Raw genomic sequence first — 17,097 nt, 5'->3', positions numbered from 1 at the left:
GTTCACAATCGCACACCTTACTTGTACTCTTACCACATTTAGTACAATTTGTCATAGTTTTAATTATTCAAGCCAGTCTTTGAAGATTTCCGCACTAACATCTAGAATCAATATTGAGAAAAGTCAACTTTGACTTCTTCTTATTTTAATTATACCCAATATGGCAATTATGATTCCAATTCCCAAGACTGCACCAAACTCTCGTACGCCACGGGAATCTTGAGCCTGGCTGCCTTGCAATGCAAGTATTATTCCAGTACCTACAATTATCAGTGCGCCCCCAATTGTTATCAGAACACCTAATTTTTTTGAAGGATCTTTTCGAGTTATGAAAAAAGAAATTATCAGTAGTATAGAAGGAATAATTCCAAAGATAGAACCTCTTTCAGATACGTTCATTGGCAGAAATCCGGTCTTTCCACCGTTGGCTGCAATAACGTCAAGGCCATAAATACAAAGCATTACTATCGATATCACAGAAATTATCATGGCAATCTTTAGTTTCATACACAAAACGTTCTCTTGATATATCTAATAAACCTTAGATGACTCACTCAATAGGCATAGAATGAGACTAGTGAAATATTCTAATTGTATTAAATATAATATCCCCAAAAACCAGTTGAATCACAAACCCTCCGAAAATATAGATCATGTATGGGATTCCGGGTGTAACCCAAGTGTCAGAGGAAGAACAAAACTCCGTACTATCAGCATTCTTCATTCCGAAATTCATCTTTTTCACGTTTCCTTCCAGTGTTTCTATGGAAAAACTAAACCGCGGATGTTTTGAACGATGTCCTATAAACATGGCAAAAATCTTGTTCTTTCGTGTTTCATTTTCAAAGCCCTTGAAAATATCATCATGTCTAATTAATGCAATAACGTTTCTTAGCACGTTTATCACTACTGGTATGATAGAAAGTATCACCGTATTAGTCAGAGTTGTAAATGGATTTACTTGAGATTCTACAAATGTAGAACCAGGAGCAAGAGCTGCTAAAACAATGAGTGCGAAAGCATCTGCCCCCCCAAAGAAACCAAATCTCCACACAATCAATGCAACAGGGGCGACAATCAAATATATTCCAACCATCCAAAATGAATTGTAAATATTTGGCATAAAAAACAAAAGAATAAATGACAAACCACCAAAAATCATCCATATCCTATCATCTATTTCTCTCTTTTTAATATCAGTATAAGATGCAATACCAAGCATTATTACTGCTAAAATAATTCTAATACCATTAACATCAAACATTATCACACATCACAATCCACAACTAGAATAAATTTAGGCATCTCAAATTTATTTACCGATATGCCTCAATTATTTGGAGTGGTTTATCAATACAATCTTTTTTTACATGAATGGGAAACTCGTTGTCAAAATGTAAAATAAAACTAATACGTGTGCAATTACATTAGATATAAAATAGAATTAGTACACATATTAAAAAATATCTTGAAATAACAATTCTACAAACAGATGTAAAGATATGATTTAATTTCTATAATGTAAGATCAGCTAAAATTTATGGAGAACTGACGGGGGTTCGGTATAGATCTGCATCTAATAATTTCGTCCCCATCAATTCAATATATGATGGTATTCCACCTCTATTAGATGATGTATGTCTATAAAAAATAAACAGATTTTTCAGTAGTCGGCATATTATGCCATTATGATGTATATTGCAATAATACGAATGTGCCTTTTTCAATCCAGAAGGGAGTTTGCAAAAAATAGATAACAGACTGTGGAAATTCACCTTGTTTGCGTTTGTTTGTTTTTTACAAACAACTACTCATATCGTGGTCTAGTCGTAACTTCTCTATGACTTCAATCTCAACAACAACTAAAAACATCTCTCAGCCAGCAATTGTCAACAGCATTAGACTAAACAGGGACACCAAAGTAGCAATCTGCTTATATACCAACAACAACAGTAAACGATCTACAATGATCGCTATGAGTGCACCTGATTTTCATATAGAAAACAGTTACATGCCTAATTTTGAAGAAGAAAATACATTGTGTTATGATTTAACATGTAATAACGATCAGAAATTTTACAATTTTAGGAGTGTTTTACCTTGAATACCGAAGAAGATCTATTTTCAACTCTAAAATATTTTGGTCTAGAGGGAGATGACGCCAAGATTTACCTGGGTTTACTTCGAACAGGAGAGGTAACAGTTGGAAGTCTGTCTTCTAAACTTGATGTTGACAGAGGCAAGACATACAGAGCGCTTACAAAATTGAGAAATCTAGGATTGATTACAACAACGCTTTCAAACCCAACCATATGCAAAGCAGTAAATCCTGAAGAGGCATTTAATGGAATCATACAGAAAAAACAAGATGAGATTACAACAATGGGAAAACTTTCAAAACAAGTTGTTGCAAGTCTTGAAGAATTGAAGCGTCCAACTCCAGACAATTCCATGTCATCATTTTCCATCATACAAGGTAGATCAAACATCTATGCAAGAATAGGTAAACTGGTAAATGAAGCAACAGATGTAGTATACTTTGTGAGCACTGTAGAAGACATAATGAGAATGTATCATACAGCAATCCCAGAAAAGATTAAAGATTGTATCAAAAGAGGTGGAGAGGTTAGAATAATCACAGAAGCAGAAAATAAACAAGCAATTAGTCTAGTACAAAAATTGGGTGCTACTGAAACAAGATTGGGAAAACTACCATCGAAGGGAAGGATGGTTGCAGAAAAAGATAAACAAATTGTAATGTCAGGCTCCATGAAAGGAACAATGGATTTAAACGATGACGCAGATTCAATTGTACATACAAATTCCACCGAGATAGTAAACAATATCTTCAGTCTCTGTGAACACTTGTGGAAGAAATCAAAACCTATTGAAACGGTATACCAAACAGCATGAGATACAGCATAGTTTCATCAAATTCAAAATTCCATTTAATTAAATTAGATCTAAAACAAATCTAGATTCGTTCAGAAAGATCATACACCATCTTATATTATATTTTAAAGTGTTATTTTTAGAATTGAAAGCCATAGTCCTAATGCTAATTGTATTGGCCAGTGTTGGAATGATGAATGCTTATGCAGATGATGTATACAGTTTTGGAGTTAGATTAATTCCTCAAAAACTAATTGAGAATTCAGAGGGCACACTACAGGTTTATGCATTACATAATGGTCATGTATCGCCACAAAAAATTCAAAATATGATATATTCTTCAAGTGATTCATCAGTATTACAAATAATCGGAGTTGAAAATAATAATGACGGTTTCAGTACGAACATAAAATTAATTACATCAAATCCTGGTAGTGCAACAATTGAATTAGGAGCTCCAGGATTTTCTTCAAGTGAAATACCCATAACAGTTTATGGAAATAGTAATTATCCTGCAAAATTACTAGTGCAATCCACCCCTTCAACTTTTTCAGTTAATGGTCCACATGAAGGATATTTTACAGTAGAACTGGCAAATAATGACGGGTCCCCTGCAATTACAGATAGCGACATTCTCATCAGTCTCACAACATCTAACAGTAAAGTGTTGACATTGACCGACCCACAAATTCTTGTAAAGGCTGGAACGTATTATGGAATTGGTAAATTCGAAGTAAAAGAATCAGGTACCTCACAAATATTTGCATCTGCAGAATCATTACAATCTGCAGGTTCCACTGTAACAGTCATCCAAACTGGCTCTCCGCAGATTCAGATGTATGTGTATCCTCAAGAGATCAATAGTTATCAGGCATCCATAGGGTATGTAGTCGCACAACTAACAGATTCATCAGGCAATCTAATGCCTGCAAAAGAAGATATTACAATTCCGGTGAACATCCATGATCCAGGCAATAATGAGACAAACTCAAGTCCCATCTTACATTATGTTACAGCATATGATCCAATTGTAATAAAGAAAGGCTCCTATTGGGGATACACCAACTTAGCTGTAAAGGCAGGAGCTAATGCAACTTTTGGGGTAACCGCATCTGCTCCAAATGGATATGTTAATCCAGAAACTGGATCTGTAACTACTGCTACAGGTAAATTTTATGATGACAAATCAGCGGTACTGAGTATTTTACCAATACTGGCCACTGGAAATGATGAGTTGATAGGTGTTGTACATTTACAAGATCCGAGTGGAAATCCAGTATTAGCAAGTCATGATCTCCAGATAGAAATAGACTCATCAGATCCAGATGCAATTTCAGTGGATAACGTTATTATGAATAAAGGGACGGGGGTTGCCCTAGTGTTTGCTAAGGTTGGCACAAGTATTCCGCCACTATTGCCAGGTACAACCAGTTCAACCATCACATTAGCCTCAAATACCAATACGGGAACTACCACACCAGGCGTAACAGTAACTACAACCCCACAACCACTCGCAAGTAGCGGTGTTACAGGTACAGTATCACTACATGTTGTCACGTATAATGATCAAATTGCTTACCCAACCATGTTCTTACCCAGTAGCAATTCACTTAATCTCGTAGCACAGTCCATGGTTCCAAATATACTTGGTAGCAGTGATGTTCCTATTGCTGCATACCTAAAGGATTCTTCAGGTGCAGTGACATATTTTTCAAGTGATTCCTATCTCAATATATTGGCTAATGATTATTTTTCAATCCCGCAAACTGCCATACATAGGGAAGACTCCACAGTAATGGCAGAAGCCAGTTCGTTAAAGGATGGTTCGTCAACCCTTACTTTTATTGCGAGCAATTATCACACATCATTAAATCTCAAGACAACCAGCACTTCGGCTTCTCAAGTAATGCTAGATTATGCCAACCCAGTTTTTCTTAACATGCCAAATACCATATCAGTTCAGATTTTAGATTCAAATTCAAATCCAGTATTTGCTCAAAAAGATATCACTTTAAAATTAGTTTCAACTAATAATCAAGTTTTGTCACTTCCTGATAATGTAACAATTTCAAAAGGACAGTATTATACAACATTTGATGTAACACCAAATTCCATAGGTACTGCACAAGCATCCATCATAGCAGATAACTTGCCCCTTTTAACAAACAAGGTTGTAGTAGATAGTCTTTCTCCAACGTTGAAAATAATTGCGCCAAAATCAGCTTTGCCCGGAGAAACATTTGTTGCAAGTGTTACAGCTCAGAATCATGGAGAACCATTAAAGAATATGAACATCCGGTGGAAAGTAAATGGTGCCATTATCCAATCTAGTGACAGCATGACAAATCAGAATGGCACTGCAAACATTGTTTTGCTTCCCAATGCTGTTAGTTCCATTAGTCTTGATACCAATGCCACAGGTTTAGGATACATTACAGCTCACATTAGTAAGATGGTAAGAATTAATGAAACAGAATCCAATTCGACGGGATTGAGAACAAATAGTTCCAGCATAAATGGTTCCAGTACAAATGGGTCTAGCACAATTAAATCTAACATATCATCATCAGCAGGAGTCCAATCAATATTGAAATTATTCAAAATCAACGGAATAGACACATTACCAATACTGGTACTTGGCACAATAGCCGTAGGCGGAGTACTGGTAAAGAAGAACAGCCTACTTTCGCGTAAAACTCAACCAAGGACAGGCATAAAATCCCGATAAGACATAGTTTTTGACACAGATAAAGAATTCAAATTTTAGATACAGGGAGTTGTAATAATAAATCAAACACAAGTATGTTCAATGCGAACATACTAAAAATTATCATTTGAAAGTTTTAATTAAAAATAATGAAATCTGCAAGTCTTTCAAATCAACTTTCCTCATACCTAGGAGTAATCAATAATGAATAACAAGTTCTTGTCAGATTTACAAAATAAATGGCATGGAAAAATAAAAGGTCAGAGTAAAAATAATGACATACTTTTTTCTCCCTCAACACTGGGAAAAAATCTAAACCAATGCACTATTGAAGAAATCATGCCACATCTGTTGGTCTATTCTTCAATGGCAACAATTGAAAGTAAAGAAAAAGTATGGGTGGCCACATCAATGCTTGTTAGATTTCTTACATCTCACACCAATAATCTAGTAGTGATGGAATCGGACGCTCCAATTGGTATGATGGGAAGTAAAGAAGTATTACAAGGCCTTTATGAAAATCCAAACCATGAATTTTTCTCAGAACATGCAGTTCATGAGGTAATGAACAAAGGCATTGACATAATATCACCAAAAACAAGAGTCGACGATCTGTTAAATAAAATGAATTACCTTGGCAGAGATTTCGCACTAATTCAAACAACGGATGGTGAATTTTCAACTATTTCTGCAAGACGCTTGTTAGAAGTAGGAATACTTTGTGATACAGCAATAAAAGTTTCAGACATGCCATCAAAGAAAATAGTAACATTTCAAAAAGAAGATACGGTAGATTTTCTGATAAGAGAGATGCTAAAAAACAACACGGATGTTGTCATATTAGAACACACCCCATTATTTGTAACACCTCAGATAATCTTTGAGAAAATATCTGAATTAAATTACCTAGATGGAATCGATAACTTTCTTGATTCAAATATAAGTACGTTAAATTTGAAAAGCGGTCGTATAATTCCAGATAATATCACGGTACCTGAAATGTGCAAAATTATGTTAAGTATGAAAAATGCTTTCGTAATGACTCAGAATAACGTATTAACACCATGGGATTTGATTACAACCTTTGCTTAGGAGTATGACATAACAACATGACACAAAGAATGACGGACAAGGAACACTCGATTAAGCAATTAAGACGACAGCTGGGATACCTAACAAGCGAATTAAACAAAACCACCGAACAGATACAATTGCTAGAAATTTTTGATAATTCAAAATCAGAAATGATTTTTGCAGTGCCAGAGCAAGAAATTAGCGAACTAATGAGAAAACAAAATACAATTTCACATGAGATAATCACAATTAAAAAGAGAATCCAGAAACTTAGTGCAAAGACCATACTTAAAGTTGAATTGTTGATATTGCCAGTAGTTGTAGTATTGTTGTTTTTTGTAGCAACAAATTACTCAATCACACCTGTTGAACAAAGTATAACCATAAAGACACATTATGTGATAGAAGATCTTCAAGGTAATACCGTGGGCAATTACAAACATTGGAATATCATAAGTGGCGCCCCATTAACTGTGAATATTAAGAACCATGCTCAAGTCAGTGATCAAAAAATCCAAGATGTGGAAAACGCCATAATGTCAACAGATGGAATTACGGATGACAGCTCTCTTCTCTACCAGTCTGCATCAGCAATGAAATCAGAATATTTCAAAGGATGGCAAGGAGCAGTTCAGTCAGTATATGCCAACACCAAGTATAATGTACCAGAAAAATTCAATCTTATCCAATCGAACAACAGTGAAGGCGACATAGTGGTGACACTCTCTACAGTTAAATCTGAGGATGGATATTCGGGGGTCACAAGAACAATAGTGGATGGAAACCAAATTCTAAAGGTATTCATTACAATATTTGATTCAAACAAATTGACTGACAGCCAATTGGAATCGATAGTTAGAAATGAATTTGGACATGCTCTGGGATTACCATATACAGATAATCCACAAGATCTTATGCATGAGTCAATCACGACTAGTCATTCATACATATCAGAATGTGATATCAATGCCCTACAAAAATTATATAATGATGTGGAGCCTGCTGGAAACTTTTGTAACAGCTAAAACTAGTTTTAACACAAGTAGATCTCAATCAAATAAATTGCTAGAATGTCCTGCCCTTTTGCAACTGACACAGGACATCAAAGTATGCTTTAATTTGTGCATGCGACGGATTTAATTCTTTGATTGCTGATATGTCCACATTCAATTGTTCTAGTTTAGAATAGATGTCCTTATCCTCCAATGTATCTATCAATGCTTCAAGTTTGAAGGGTTTTTTCATTATCTCAGTTATTTGTTTGAGACTTTTGACAGATTCAAAGAAAGTCTCTTGAACATAACCTGAAGCAAATATAATTCTCTGATGAGGATTTATTTTTAGAATTTCTTTTGCAGTTTCAAGTCCATTTTTAATTGGCATTTGATAATCTAAAATAACTGCATCAAAAGGAGGTACTGTATCATCAGGTGTATTGTGAGATTCTTCTATACGGTAAATCTTCAAGCATTCATCACCATTCTTAGAGGCTGTTACCTTGTGTCCTTTTTCTTCTAGGGCATCTACATATTGATCCAAGAGATCTTTCTCATCCTCAGCTATCAGAACATTCATGAATCCCAAATGTTTGATATGGCATATATCTCATTTGTCTAGCTTGTCTAGTTTAAACAAACACAGACTAATCTAAAGGTATTACATAGACCATGTAAGATCTGAGGACCTTGCCTATCATTCCCAAAAGACATGCAGAGATTCTCAGTTCTTGATTTTTCCCAATGGTCAACAATATGCCAAATCGGAACTTCTCTCAGGCACTTTATTGCAGATTATGTTATCTATCAAGAAGGCGAAATTTAGTTAAATGAAGCAAATGTGGTATGTGACCATTCTAGTAATTACGATATCCCTAAGTGCTCTAATTCACTACTCCTATGGAGAAATAACTAGTATAGACACAGGATGGGGAAGTAGAGGAATTGGAGTAAACCCAACAACTGATAAAATCTACGTAACAGGTTCAGTCACAAGCAATATTTCTGTAATAGATGGGGTTACAAATACAATCACAAATTCCATACATCTTGGAAGTAATTCGCTTTTTTCAAATACTGGTGCAGCACGAGTTGATGTAAATCCGATAACAAATATCATCTATGTTACAGACAGACTAAACAATCATGTCACGGCAATAAACGGAAGTACAAATACAATTATTGCAAACATAGCAGTACAAAGCAACCCTTGGGGAATATCAGTTAATCCTTCAACTAATAGAATATACGTTACAAACCTACTTTCAAATTCAGTTTCAGTAATAGACGGTTCTACAAACAATGTAATTTCAAATATCCAAGTTCAAAACGGCCCATGGGGAATTATTGTAAACCCCACAACCAATCTTGTCTATGTTGCAAACAGTCTTTCAAACTCAATTTCCATCATAGATGGCACCAAGAACTCAGTAATTGGCAACATACCGCTAGATGGAGGCCCGTGGGGAATCACAGTAAATCCTCTCACCAACCTCATCTATGTGAGCCATTGGGGTGCAGGCACTATATCAGTAATCAATGGAACCGATAATCAAATCATAGCAAGCATACCAACTGACGCAGGTTCATGGGGAATTGTTACAAATCCATTAACAAACAAAATTTATCAAACAAGTGAACAAACAGGAGAGATTTTTGAAATAGATGGTAATACAAATACCGTTGTAAATCAATTCAAGTCAGGAATTTCTGCACGTGATATTGCAATAAATCCCATTACAGACAAGATCTACGTATCAAGTTTGTTTTCAAGTAATCTTGAGATTATTGATGTGCCATCATCCGGAAATAATTCAACCCTTCCATTGGATAATCTGAATCAGACATTAGGTAATCTTGCAACCCCTCCAAACACAATAAAAATAACGCCTAAGCAGCTTTCCAACATAATTGGAAATAGTACATTGTTAAAGATGAGCCCAGAGCAATTGGCCCAGATGTTAAGAAGGATCCTACTCTGAACATGTCACCATCTCAATTGGAGAAGATCTTGGGAAATAATTCTACATTGGAGCAATATCTCAATAATACAACAGCACAGAATTCTACATTGAAAATTAGCCCAGAGCAATTGGCCCAGATGACTGGAAATAATGCCATAAGTATGACTCCAGCACAATTAGAAAAAATGCTCGGAGATAATGCCACATTGAATCTTACTCTTGACAAACTACAAGAATTCTTGAATGCCAACGCCACAAAGAACTTTAATTCCACCATTTCCTTTACGCCAGGAGACATGGCAAACCTTACTCGTGATTTTATCAAATCTCAGCTCAATAACGCCACACAAACTAATCAAACGGATTTGAATACAATTATTCTTCATGTCATGTGTACAGTAAAAACAGGAGATCTCAGTAAGTTATTTGATAACATGGCAATGCCATTATCAGATTGCCAAATTGGAGAATAAATCAAATCCAGTCATGCGCTCAGTTTGATACGTAACTTGAATTGAAAGCTTATCTCATCTAAACAATCACGTGTTTTTAAATCACTTGCACATACTTGTTACAATGACTAAGAAATTTTTTAGCATAATTGAGTATAGGTGAAAGGAAATCTTGAAAAATGAGAAAAGGCAGATTCAATTAAATCTTGTAACAAAAATGATGGAGAAGGTATTTATTAAATTTGGGTTTGAGAAAGATTTCAATTTAAACAAAGTCGACATTTCCATTGAAACTCAGAAGAAACACTTGCCAATGATTTCGTTATATGAAAAAATAATCAAAATATCCGCCACTAATGAAATAAAATCTCAGCCAAATTTTGACATGATATTTTTTGGTTTGGCAAATTTTTATTACAACTTTAATGAATATTCAAAAGCACTAGAAAAAATTGATTTTCTTTTAGCTCTAAACTCATGCGATGCAAATATTTTATACAGTAAAGCAGTATTACTTGAATTATCAAAACTTCCTGAAAAAGCAACAGAGTGCTATGAATTAGTATTACAAATAAAACCAGAACATGTGTCTGCATTATATAACAAAAGTGTACTAGATGCAAGATCAGGACAATATGAAAAAGCAATAGAAGCGCTAGATAAAATAATTACAATAGAGCCCAAACATGTTTCATCATTATGTGATAAAGGCATACTTTTACTTGAAATGAGCCATTTTAGAGAGGCAATCACTTGTTTCAATCAAGTACTAGATGTAAATTCAAAACATCTGTCTGCGTCATACAACAAAGGAGTTGCACTAGAATCACTACTAGAATCACTGTCACAGTTTGAAGAAGCAATGGAATGCTATGAATTTGTTTTAAATTTAAAACCAGATCATGCATCGGCATTATTTCACAAGAAATCATTGTTAGAGAGATCAGATTCATACGATAAAGGCATGTCATTATTCAGGATGGGCCTCTTGGAAGATGCAATTACATGTTTTAATCAAGTACTAGATGTAAATTCAAAACATCTGTCTGCGTCATACAACAAAGGAGTTGCACTAGAATCACTTTCCAAATTTGAAGAAGCATTGCAGTGTTATCAATCTATAATACAACAAAATCCACAGTATGAAGACACACTATTACAAGCAGGTAAGATCCTGTCTTCTTTAGAACGACATGAAGAAGCCATAAAAATCTATGATTTAGGATTAAAATTAAATCCAAATGATGTTAGCATGTTATATTACAAATCCAAGAGTATGCTTAAACAAGGAAAAGAGGAAGACATACCCAAAATCCTCAATCACATGTTTTCTCTAGATGCCAGATACATCGAACTCTTAAAAAATGAAATAGGTTTTACAAAATATATCAAACCCATCGCAAATATATAAAACAGAATAATAGAATTTTGAGCCAAAACAGAAATGTTTACTCTGAACATACAAGATACTATATGATTAATTCTTCTTGATACCAATAATGAATGAATGGTTCCTACGAATACTAGTAGCTGAAGACTACAAGGAATTGGCAGATGCCTACAAAATGGCATTAGAGGCAAGAGGCCATATTGTAACAACTACAAGGGATGGGATAGAATGCATACAGACCTATAAAGAATTTGTAAAATACGGCATTAATGGAAATAAGGCAGACAAATTATATTTTGATACAGTCATACTTGATCATTTCATGCCCGGAATGGACGGAATAGATGTGGCAAAAGAGATACAGGCAATAAATCCCAAACAACGAATAATTTTCATAACAGGTGGGGGTAAAGCAGTCATAAGAAAATTCAGAGAGATTAAAGAAAATGTAGAATTTATGAATAAACCATTTACATTACAGGCATTAATTACACAAATCGAGAGTTGGCCATTACACATGTGGCGCATAAGAGCTAGACAAGGATTCAAGGAATGGGACGAGTATGAAGGGACTTCAGTTCCAGTAGGACCGAGTAGAACAGGTTAGAAACAACACATAGGAAATAGAATGAAATTGTTTGTCTGTTTTACACACATAAGGACATACAAACAAGTTTACAGACGTTATTCAAGTGACATATTATTTGGCAGACAACTCAAGAGATACTAGATTTAGATGATGAGTATGGATAATCATAAAACAAGTACAAGTCTGAGAATTGGTATATCTATTGCAATGATCATAATGATGTTAGGTCTTGCCATATTCCTCAATATATTTACAACATATGCAATTACAAACCAGATGAAAGTATTATCAGATTTGAATATTCCAATAACACAGGGAATATCTCACATATATACAATACAACAAATGCAATACCAAAGTTTTGATGATACTACAATATACCAGAAAATTGACAATTCCAAGAATTATGAATTTTCAAAGAGTCAGTTTGAATCATACAGTAATCAATTTGATTATCAGATTAAAAAAATAAATGAATTGACAAATAGCTATCTAAATTATGGACTTGATTATGATACAAATAAAGAACTTTCCTCAATAATTGCAAATCTAAATGAAATTGAATCAATTCATTCACAATATGTACAAAAAGCGACTCAAATTTTAGAATCTCAGAGTGATGATAATCTGAAAGATTCAGTTACAATGCAGACAGCATTAGAAACCAAACAGAATCAATTGAACCTAAAGATATCAATGTTGGATGGTGGCATTCAAAATCTTACTGATGCATTGGAAAATAAAGCAGATGAAAGTAAGCAAAAATCAGTCACATTACAGGCTGTAATTATAATATCGGCAGGAATTATTTCTCTGGCCTTAGGATATTTTTTGAATCTAATCAACAAGGATCTTGTACAAGAAGTAATTAGAAAAACAAAATCCCTACAGAAAGCAAATAGGAAACTAGAGAGAATAAACGTCTTAAAAGATGATTTTATCAACATTGCATCACATGAATTAAAGAGTCCACTTCATCCGATATACGGTTTTGTGGAACTTGCACAAAATGGAGATATAGGAATGGAAGAAGCTCTTGCAGGCATATCAAAACAGGCACGACAGTTAGAAGAAGTCGCCAATAGAATTCTGGACATAGGCAGAATTGATAATGGAATTCTACAATTGTCATATGAAAAATTTAACCTTAGTGACTTGTTGTTGGAGATAGCATCATCATACAGATCAAATGAAAAGATAAAGATTGAAACAAATGTAGAAAAAGGAATCGAAGTAGAAGCTGACCGGGTAAGAGTTGGTCAGGTGATTCATAATTTAATTAATAACGCATTAAAATTTACAGAGGCAGGCATCATACAAGTTATCACTCAACAGGATTTGGAAAAAAACTTGATTGAAGTTACTATAAGCGATAGCGGATCTGGAATTCATCCAGACATATTACCAAAATTATTTAATAAATTTGCTACAAGAGGACCCAAGACAGAATCCTGGAAGGGCAATGGATTGGGATTATATTTGTGCAGAGGAATAATTAACGCACATGGAGGGCACATTTTTGCATATAATAACAAAGAATCCGGTGCTACCATCAAGTTTACTATTCCAATAATGAGACATCTAAATGCACGAGAATTACATCAGAAAATATTGAACTGAGTGCGTTTAGATTGAACACACTAATCTTAATCATACAAATCAATTAAGACTGCACATGGGTTTACACATACTTGCAGCTGAAGACAATCAATTTGCAGGATTACAGTATAAGAAAATCTTTGAAAAACATCAACACAGTATAACCATAGCAAGAGATGGCGAAGAATGCGTAGAACTGTACAAGAAGAGACTAGAAGAGAGTCATGATGGCAGTGAACCGTTTAATGTCGTATTGCTTGATTTTGTAATGCCCAAGAAAAATGGCGTAAGAGTGGCAAAAGACATCCTAGAATTAAGACCAAATCAGAAGATAATTTTTGTCTCAGCCTTTGGAAATGGTGTTTTGGATGATGCCACTACTATTCTAAAAGACTCTGTAGAGATAATCCAAAAACCATTCTCGTTAGAGTTTTTGGTAAAAAAGCTTGAAAATGGCTATGCGCTAAAAAATATGCGTTAAAATCACAGTTTATTCCATTTTGGACGTAATTATTTAAAAAAATTGCAGAGTAACTTATCTATAGAAAATCAATAATATTAATAATTGACAGACACCATAATACTAAATCTTCCACATGCAATGGTCCAAAGCATTAATGATGTATGTAAAAAAGGTGGATATACTAGACAAGAATTAATCCGAGTCGCAATATCTAAGATGCTTTTTGAGCAATTCAAACCAGCACCTGAATCAAATAGTGTCATTTCTGAAGAAAAATATTCTGACTCTCAAACAAACTCAGAGAATTCAAACTATGATATTCCATTAGACAAGATAATTTCTGTACGATATACCTTAGACGATGGAAAAGTAATTCATATAATGCGCGGAAAAAACCAACAATAATTTTCTAGTGAAAAATATATCAGATTATTGCGTATATAGATTTCTTACTTCATATTTTGGCACAATATTTTTTGGCAATCTTATTGTAAAAATAGTTGGTGGCGATTTAACTGTCAATGTTCCTCCATGTTGTTCCACTATGTTCTTACATATGGATAATCCCAAACCAGTACCAGTCTGCCTGGTCGTAAATAACGGATCAAATATTTTAGATTGTATTGCCGTAGGAATTCCAGAACCTGTATCTTCAAATTCAATTTGTACAGAATAATCCAAATCTGTTACACGTATTTTTATCTCGCCATTCTCTTCCATAGATTGTATTGCATTACTTAACATGTTAGAAAAGACAGCTTCAAGTTTTCTTGAATCACAGTTTATTTGAACATCCGCATATGGTTTAGATATTTTAACTCCAGGAGGAATCAAAATATTACCAATAGCGCCATCAAGTATTGAAAGAAGAGATGTTTGTTCCAACATCAAGTCTGATCTCTTTACAAAATTTAATACGTCGTCTATCTGATGTGTCATTCTCTGAATAGATCTATCAAATCTTCCAAAATGCTGCAATTTTTCATCAATTCTCATAGTTGGTTTAGCTCTCATTATATCCATAGTATTTTTAACAATGGATAGAGGATTTCTTAAGTCGTGGGCAAGTCTTGCTGCCAATTCGCCTATCACCGTAAACTTTTCTGCCCTAATCAAGTCCTGAGTTTTTTCATCTACTTGTTTTGCAAGAAAGTCTCGCTGCATAGATAGTTCTTTTTCTTTTGATAGAACTTGATCTAGTTTTGATTTCAAATCCCGAGTCATCTGATCATAATGCACCTTTTGTTTCTCAAGTTCAAGATTAGATCTTGTCAATTCGTCATTTTTTTTGTTCAAAGAGGCACTAATGTCAAGTAAAAATCCTACCTTTTCTTGTAAATCATGATTAATGCCTGAGAGTTCCTTTATTTTCTCCATGGATTCGCTTGCAATAATCGTTAACCTTGTCTCCTTTTCTTGAAGTTCACGTCTAGTCGCATCTAATTCCTTGAAGGCCCTACCTGTCAGTACACTAAGGTCCTCTATAAGAGACGGCTTTTGTTGCTCAGGCTGAGGCTGTGACAATCCAATATTAAATCACCAATGAGCTACATTAACCCTTATGGTTGTGCATTTCAAACAAACAAAAATGCGTTAGAAATTGAACGGGTTTAATTTTTCACGGTAAACAAGCTAAGTTATTTCTATACTAATTTCATACAACAATACACTATGAGTAGTGAATAGTATGACCTTTAGCCACATTTTTGTGCCGTACGATGGATCGAATTATTCAAAACATGCATTTCATACAGCGTTAGAAATCGCTCTGAAATTTGGCTCAAAAATTACAATTGCTACTTGTTTGTATCAGCCTTCTGAAGATGAACCATTTTACACGTCTGAGCATGCCACGGCAATAGGAAGTCTAAAGGAAAATGCAATTACAGAATTGACTAAATTACAAAAGATGGCAGCTGCAAGTAAAATTACAATTGTGGCTCATGCAATTTCCTGTACTTCAGTAGTTGAGGCAATAGTAACTTTTGTCAATTCTAACAAAGTTGATCTTGTAGTAATGGGTACCAGAGGTCAAACTGGATTCAAACCATTACTAATGGGAAGTGTATCTGTGGGAGTATCACAACATGCAATATGTCCAATATTACTTGTGAAATAAACTCTGAAATTCAAATACAATCCCATCCTACAACTAGTTTGCCAACAAGATTTTTGAAGGAGTATACATTCTTCTATAAATTATAATGAATCCTAAAAATTCTAATTGTTCAACAAGAAGTATCATATCAAGGTTAACCATCCAACCACCCATCATATCATTCATTATCGCATAAGTCATTGAGATGACTTGGTCAACATAGTTGACATTGGAGGCATCAATCAAAGTATTACCAGGTCTAAGATTCAAAATTTTATGTATGTCATTTGCATTCATTTTTTCTTGACCATAATTTAAAAAGAGCATTTGTGAAACAAGATGTTTCTCATCAGAGTAGACTGTATTTCCTCGTTCAATCCACACAAGTGTACTACCAAAGTAAGCTATCAGTACCAAGGAAAAAACTATTGCAACTTTCCCAGATTTGCCTTTAATTGTCTTTGTCATTTGATTCAAAAACAAGTCACCAAATCGTCCAATCTTTCTTTTATGTGCTAAAAGTATCAGTACAAACATGAGTGAAGAGACAAGACCCAGACTCCCTATCCAGTGTGCTGAGAAATAATTATAAAAGATCATTCTAAGAGGAAGGAAAATGCCAGTAATTACTCCAAATACAATTAATTTTTCTTTAATATCAGGCAGTCTGCCCCTCAATGCCCCTACCATTCCCAAACCTCCCATGGTGAAGGTAGGCTATTTGCCTATCCCTGATCGCTATTTCATCTTAGGTATGGCATAAAATAATTTTAAAAAAATTTATGACAATCAATCTTTTGATGAAATAATCTATCTCGACCTTATTACCTTGTTTATAACAAGTGCAACATTTGGTCTATCAAAGGGTTTTATG

Annotated in this window: 17 protein-coding genes; 12 read left to right on the top strand and 5 right to left on the bottom strand. The window is 34.4% G+C overall.

The window, feature by feature from the left end; translation table 11 throughout:
• Positions 1 to 123: 123 nt before the first annotated feature.
• Together C0Q33_RS08830 and C0Q33_RS08825 are read right to left on the bottom strand one after the other, a co-directional pair.
• Positions 124 to 507 carry a hypothetical protein gene (locus C0Q33_RS08830; protein WP_101478240.1) on the bottom strand — a complete coding sequence of 128 codons (384 nt, stop codon included), beginning with the start codon at positions 505 to 507 and terminating at the stop codon, positions 124 to 126.
• 67 nt (positions 508 to 574) lie between these two features.
• Positions 575 to 1,264 carry an A24 family peptidase gene (locus C0Q33_RS08825; RefSeq protein ID WP_245867423.1) on the bottom strand — a complete coding sequence of 230 codons (690 nt, stop codon included), beginning with the start codon at positions 1,262 to 1,264 and terminating at the stop codon, positions 575 to 577.
• A gap of 836 nt (positions 1,265 to 2,100) precedes the next feature.
• On the opposite strand from C0Q33_RS08825, the gene C0Q33_RS08815 reads away from it, so the two are divergent.
• The 4 genes from C0Q33_RS08815 (at position 2,101) to C0Q33_RS08800 (ending at position 7,698) form a co-directional block, all read left to right on the top strand.
• Complete coding sequence (locus C0Q33_RS08815) at positions 2,101 to 2,913, top strand: TrmB family transcriptional regulator (RefSeq protein ID WP_101478238.1); 813 nt, start codon at positions 2,101 to 2,103, stop codon at positions 2,911 to 2,913.
• Positions 2,914 to 3,055: 142 nt separating this feature from the next.
• Complete coding sequence (locus C0Q33_RS08810) at positions 3,056 to 5,620, top strand: hypothetical protein (RefSeq protein ID WP_101478237.1); 2,565 nt, start codon at positions 3,056 to 3,058, stop codon at positions 5,618 to 5,620.
• Between the two features lie 183 nt (positions 5,621 to 5,803).
• Complete coding sequence (locus tag C0Q33_RS08805) at positions 5,804 to 6,691, top strand: hypothetical protein (protein ID WP_101478236.1); 888 nt, start codon at positions 5,804 to 5,806, stop codon at positions 6,689 to 6,691.
• Between the two features lie 17 nt (positions 6,692 to 6,708).
• A complete protein-coding gene (locus tag C0Q33_RS08800) occupies positions 6,709 to 7,698 on the top strand; it encodes a matrixin family metalloprotease (protein ID WP_101478235.1) in 990 nt (329 codons plus the stop codon).
• A 40-nt stretch (positions 7,699 to 7,738) separates the two neighbouring features.
• Here C0Q33_RS08800 and C0Q33_RS08795 read toward each other — a convergent pair whose 3' ends face one another.
• Positions 7,739 to 8,248 (bottom strand): response regulator, encoded by a 510-nt coding sequence (locus C0Q33_RS08795; protein ID WP_101478234.1) that lies wholly within the window; start codon positions 8,246 to 8,248, stop codon positions 7,739 to 7,741.
• 250 nt (positions 8,249 to 8,498) lie between these two features.
• Here C0Q33_RS08795 and C0Q33_RS08790 point away from each other — a divergent pair, with 250 nt between their 5' ends.
• The 7 genes from C0Q33_RS08790 to C0Q33_RS08760 all read left to right on the top strand — a co-directional run bounded on the left by C0Q33_RS08790 (position 8,499) and on the right by C0Q33_RS08760 (position 14,530).
• Positions 8,499 to 9,650, top strand: a complete 1,152-nt coding sequence (locus C0Q33_RS08790; RefSeq protein WP_101478233.1) for a YncE family protein — start codon at positions 8,499 to 8,501, stop codon at positions 9,648 to 9,650.
• 2 nt (positions 9,651 to 9,652) lie between these two features.
• A complete protein-coding gene (locus C0Q33_RS08785) occupies positions 9,653 to 10,105 on the top strand; it encodes a hypothetical protein (RefSeq protein ID WP_101478232.1) in 453 nt (150 codons plus the stop codon).
• Positions 10,106 to 10,256: 151 nt separating this feature from the next.
• A complete protein-coding gene (locus tag C0Q33_RS08780) occupies positions 10,257 to 11,495 on the top strand; it encodes a tetratricopeptide repeat protein (RefSeq protein ID WP_101478231.1) in 1,239 nt (412 codons plus the stop codon).
• An 88-nt stretch (positions 11,496 to 11,583) separates the two neighbouring features.
• The gene (locus C0Q33_RS08775) at positions 11,584 to 12,081 is read left to right on the top strand and encodes a response regulator (RefSeq protein WP_101478230.1); all 498 of its coding nucleotides are present in this window, start codon (positions 11,584 to 11,586) and stop codon (positions 12,079 to 12,081) included.
• A 138-nt stretch (positions 12,082 to 12,219) separates the two neighbouring features.
• Complete coding sequence (locus C0Q33_RS08770) at positions 12,220 to 13,683, top strand: sensor histidine kinase (RefSeq protein WP_165776499.1); 1,464 nt, start codon at positions 12,220 to 12,222, stop codon at positions 13,681 to 13,683.
• A 55-nt stretch (positions 13,684 to 13,738) separates the two neighbouring features.
• Positions 13,739 to 14,143: a response regulator gene (locus C0Q33_RS08765; RefSeq protein ID WP_101478228.1), complete on the top strand. Its 405-nt coding sequence runs from the start codon at positions 13,739 to 13,741 to the stop codon at positions 14,141 to 14,143.
• Positions 14,144 to 14,227: 84 nt separating this feature from the next.
• Positions 14,228 to 14,530: a hypothetical protein gene (locus C0Q33_RS08760; RefSeq protein ID WP_101478227.1), complete on the top strand. Its 303-nt coding sequence runs from the start codon at positions 14,228 to 14,230 to the stop codon at positions 14,528 to 14,530.
• 24 nt (positions 14,531 to 14,554) lie between these two features.
• Here C0Q33_RS08760 and C0Q33_RS08755 read toward each other — a convergent pair whose 3' ends face one another.
• Positions 14,555 to 15,649, bottom strand: a complete 1,095-nt coding sequence (locus tag C0Q33_RS08755) for a sensor histidine kinase (protein WP_101478226.1) — start codon at positions 15,647 to 15,649, stop codon at positions 14,555 to 14,557.
• 163 nt (positions 15,650 to 15,812) lie between these two features.
• On the opposite strand from C0Q33_RS08755, the gene C0Q33_RS08750 reads away from it, so the two are divergent.
• Complete coding sequence (locus C0Q33_RS08750; RefSeq protein ID WP_101478225.1) at positions 15,813 to 16,244, top strand: universal stress protein; 432 nt, start codon at positions 15,813 to 15,815, stop codon at positions 16,242 to 16,244.
• A 33-nt stretch (positions 16,245 to 16,277) separates the two neighbouring features.
• On the opposite strand, the gene C0Q33_RS08745 is transcribed toward C0Q33_RS08750, so the two are convergent.
• Positions 16,278 to 16,913, bottom strand: coding sequence for a hypothetical protein (locus tag C0Q33_RS08745; RefSeq protein WP_133121065.1), 636 nt, complete (start codon positions 16,911 to 16,913; stop codon positions 16,278 to 16,280).
• Between the last annotated feature and the right edge of the window lie 184 nt (positions 16,914 to 17,097).

Origin of the sequence: Candidatus Nitrosotalea bavarica (assembly GCF_900167955.1) — an archaeon.
GTDB lineage: Archaea > Thermoproteota > Nitrososphaeria > Nitrososphaerales > Nitrosopumilaceae > Nitrosotalea > Nitrosotalea bavarica.
This window is presented reverse-complemented; position numbering and strand designations above follow the sequence as displayed.

Coding starts and splice junctions, on each gene's coding strand:
- C0Q33_RS08790 (WP_101478233.1), top strand. CDS start 8,499: ATGAAGCAAATGTGGTATGTGACCATTCTAGTAATTACGATATCCCTA.
- C0Q33_RS08795 (WP_101478234.1), bottom strand. CDS start 8,248: ATGAATGTTCTGATAGCTGAGGATGAGAAAGATCTCTTGGATCAATAT.
- C0Q33_RS08810 (WP_101478237.1), top strand. CDS start 3,056: ATGCTAATTGTATTGGCCAGTGTTGGAATGATGAATGCTTATGCAGAT.
- C0Q33_RS08785 (WP_101478232.1), top strand. CDS start 9,653: ATGTCACCATCTCAATTGGAGAAGATCTTGGGAAATAATTCTACATTG.
- C0Q33_RS08805 (WP_101478236.1), top strand. CDS start 5,804: ATGAATAACAAGTTCTTGTCAGATTTACAAAATAAATGGCATGGAAAA.
- C0Q33_RS08800 (WP_101478235.1), top strand. CDS start 6,709: ATGACACAAAGAATGACGGACAAGGAACACTCGATTAAGCAATTAAGA.
- C0Q33_RS08770 (WP_165776499.1), top strand. CDS start 12,220: ATGGATAATCATAAAACAAGTACAAGTCTGAGAATTGGTATATCTATT.
- C0Q33_RS08765 (WP_101478228.1), top strand. CDS start 13,739: ATGGGTTTACACATACTTGCAGCTGAAGACAATCAATTTGCAGGATTA.
- C0Q33_RS08825 (WP_245867423.1), bottom strand. CDS start 1,264: ATGTTTGATGTTAATGGTATTAGAATTATTTTAGCAGTAATAATGCTT.
- C0Q33_RS08775 (WP_101478230.1), top strand. CDS start 11,584: ATGAATGAATGGTTCCTACGAATACTAGTAGCTGAAGACTACAAGGAA.
- C0Q33_RS08745 (WP_133121065.1), bottom strand. CDS start 16,913: ATGGTAGGGGCATTGAGGGGCAGACTGCCTGATATTAAAGAAAAATTA.
- C0Q33_RS08830 (WP_101478240.1), bottom strand. CDS start 507: ATGAAACTAAAGATTGCCATGATAATTTCTGTGATATCGATAGTAATG.
- C0Q33_RS08750 (WP_101478225.1), top strand. CDS start 15,813: ATGACCTTTAGCCACATTTTTGTGCCGTACGATGGATCGAATTATTCA.